This is a genomic window from Cupriavidus sp. 8B, from assembly GCF_054589115.1.
Map to the genome: position 1 here is coordinate 1 of NZ_BAAILO010000673.1, position 234 is coordinate 234.

The window sequence follows — 234 nt, forward strand, 5'->3', positions numbered from 1 at the left end:
GCGCATCATCCGGTGCAGGTACTTGTCTTCGAGCCACTTGTCACTTTTGAGCCTCCCAGGCCCATGCATGCGCCCGGCGTTCGCGAAGAAACGGTTCTGCCCTATAAAGGGAACGGCAGCGCCGCGATGACCGACACCTCATTGGTGCGAGCCCGTGGCGTTACCGGACGCCACGGTGTGAGCCCGCTTTTGAGCCTGGTCCGGGAATCGTCGGCGACAGTGGTGAGCGGCGTG

At 63.2% G+C, this 234-nt stretch carries 1 protein-coding gene; it reads left to right on the forward strand.

What is annotated here, in order from left to right; translation table 11 throughout:
• Positions 1–234 (forward strand): hypothetical protein (locus tag ACYP5B_RS54005; protein ID WP_459575739.1); only part of this gene is annotated, 234 nt, incomplete at both ends.